The following is a 2,223-nucleotide window of genomic DNA, read 5'->3' on the forward strand; positions in this document are numbered from 1 at the left end:
GCAGCTGCCCGCCGGGGCCAACGTCCAGGCCTGGCTGGTGACGATTGCCAAGCGCAAGGCCATTGACGTGCACCGTGCCGCCGCCCGCCGCCCGGTGCTGGTGCCCGAACTCCCCGAGCCCGGGGACGCCGGAGACCGGGGCAGGCAGGTACCCGGCCCCGGAGAGCATGACGGGCTGTGGGCCGCCCTGCGGACCCTCCCGCAGCGCCAGCGCGAAGCCCTTGCTTATCACCACCTCGCCGGGCTGCCCTTCGCGGAAGTGGCCGTCCTGCTGGGCGGAACCGAGGCAGCCTGCCGCCGCTCCGCGGCAGACGGCCTGAAGAAACTGAGAACCATGGATGGAGAGGACCTCCGATGACCCTGCCTATGGACACCGCGCTGGACGCCGGGCTGAAATCCGCCCTGGCGGCCGGCGAAGACGAAGCGCTCGCCCGGCTGCACACCCGGCTCGCCGCCGGCGCGCAGGAGCAGGACCTGCTCGACGTCGCCTACACCGTGATCCCGTCCCCGGTCGGAGAGCTGCTGCTTGCCGCCACCCCGTTCGGCCTGGCCCGTGTGGCCTTCGGACGGGAAGGCCACGACGCCGTCCTCGAAGACCTGGCGCTGCGGATCAGCCCGCGGATCCTGGAAGACCAGGAGCGTTTGGCTGAACCCGTCCGCCAGCTGGACGAATACTTCGCCGGCACCCGGCAGGTATTCGACCTTCCCCTGGACCTGCGCCTGGCCACCGGCTTCCGCCGGACCGTCGTCGAGCACCTCTCCGAGATCGCCTACGGAGCGACCGCCAGCTACGCGGCCCTCGCCGCCCTGGCCGGGAACCCCGGAGCGGTCCGCGCCGCGGGCACGGCCTGCGCCCGCAACCCGCTGCCGGTAGTGGTGCCCTGCCACCGAGTGGTCCGCTCGGACGGGACAATCGGCAACTACCTAGGTGGCAGCGACGCGAAACGCACCCTGCTGGAGATGGAAGCTGCCGCATGACCGGACAGCTTTTCCCGCGGGACCGTTCCATGCCGTCCGCCGGCGCCGTCCACGTTCCCGGCTGGCTGGATCACGCCGCGCAGCGCAGCATCGTGGAGGCCTGCCGGGCCTGGGCCATCGGACCCGTGCCGATGCGCTCCGCCGTGCTGCCCGGCGGGCACACAATGTCCGTCCAGACCGTTTGCTTGGGCTGGCACTGGCAGCCTTACAAATACACCCGCACAGCGGACGACGCCGGCGGGGGCCGGGTGGCGGACGTCCCGGACTGGCTGATCCAGCTGGGCCGGGACGCCCTCCGCACCGCCTACGGCACACCGGGTGAACCCGGCTACGCCCCGGAGACCTTTCGCCCGGAGGAGTACACCCCGGATACGGCCCTGATCAACTACTACGCCGAGGGCGCCCACATGGGTATGCACCAGGACAAGGACGAGAAGTCCAGCGCCCCGGTGGTCTCGCTCAGCATCGGCGACAGCTGTATATTCCGTTTCGGGAATACACAAACCCGCACCAAGCCCTACACCGACCTGGAACTGGTCTCCGGGGACCTGTTTGTGTTCGGCGGCCCGTCACGTTTCGCGTATCACGGCGTGCCAAGGACGCTGCCCGGCACGGCGGATCCGGACACCGGCCTGTCCCAGGGGCGGATCAATATCACCCTGCGCATGACCGGCCTGACCGCATGAGTGGGGACGGGCTGCCGCTGGCGGAAATGGCCGGAGGGGAAACAGCCGGGCGGGAACACCTGCTGCGCGCCAGCAGCCCATTTCCCTGGCAGCCCCTGGTTCGCAGCCTTACCGCCCACGCCGTACCGGGCCTCGAGGTTGTGGAGGGAACTCCTGTCGGTGCCCGCCTGACCCGGCTGCTGCCGGCGCCGGGTGGTCCGCTGCTGGCCAGCCTGGACTTCGGCTCCCCGGCGGGCGTTGCCGTCCGGTTCGACGGCGGCGCACCCGAAGACGACGCTGCCGCTCTTGCCCTGATCCGCCGCTGGTTGGACCTCGACGCCGACACGTCCGCGGTGGATCCCTTCCTGGGTTCCTTCCCCCGGCTCGCCCCGCTGGCCGAACGGTATCCCGGCCTGCGGATCCCCGGTTCAGTGGACCCGTTCGAAACCGCCGTGCTGACCGTCCTGGGCCAGCAGGTCTCGCTCGCTGCGGCCCGGACCTTCGGGGCCCGGCTGGTGGCCGCCTTCGGCAGCCCCGGCCCGGGAAGGTTCCGGCTGTTTCCGGCCGCCGCGGTGCTGGC

4 protein-coding genes are annotated in these 2,223 nt (G+C 71.2%); all 4 read left to right on the forward strand.

What is annotated here, in order from left to right; translation table 11 throughout:
* The coding region (locus RTN46_RS16925; RefSeq protein WP_312183208.1) for a sigma-70 family RNA polymerase sigma factor at positions 1 to 358 on the forward strand (358 nt) is incomplete at its 5' end.
* Positions 355 to 978: a methylated-DNA--[protein]-cysteine S-methyltransferase gene (locus tag RTN46_RS16930; protein WP_312183209.1), complete on the forward strand. Its 624-nt coding sequence runs from the start codon at positions 355 to 357 to the stop codon at positions 976 to 978. The genes RTN46_RS16925 and RTN46_RS16930, both read left to right, overlap by 4 nt.
* Positions 975 to 1,664, forward strand: a complete 690-nt coding sequence (locus RTN46_RS16935; protein ID WP_312183211.1) for an alpha-ketoglutarate-dependent dioxygenase AlkB — start codon at positions 975 to 977, stop codon at positions 1,662 to 1,664. Before RTN46_RS16930 ends, RTN46_RS16935 begins: the two co-directional genes overlap by 4 nt.
* Positions 1,661 to 2,223 (forward strand): AlkA N-terminal domain-containing protein (locus RTN46_RS16940; protein ID WP_312183212.1); only part of this gene is annotated, 563 nt, incomplete at its 3' end. The genes RTN46_RS16935 and RTN46_RS16940, both read left to right, overlap by 4 nt.

Origin of the sequence: Arthrobacter sp. (genome assembly GCF_031988865.1) — a bacterium.
Taxonomy (GTDB): Bacteria; Actinomycetota; Actinomycetes; order Actinomycetales; family Micrococcaceae; genus Arthrobacter_B.

Excerpts from the sequence above, each read along its gene's own strand:
- RTN46_RS16935 (WP_312183211.1), top strand. The coding sequence starts at position 975 with ATGACCGGACAGCTTTTCCCGCGGGACCGTTCCATGCCGTCCGCCGGC.
- RTN46_RS16930 (WP_312183209.1), top strand. The coding sequence starts at position 355 with ATGACCCTGCCTATGGACACCGCGCTGGACGCCGGGCTGAAATCCGCC.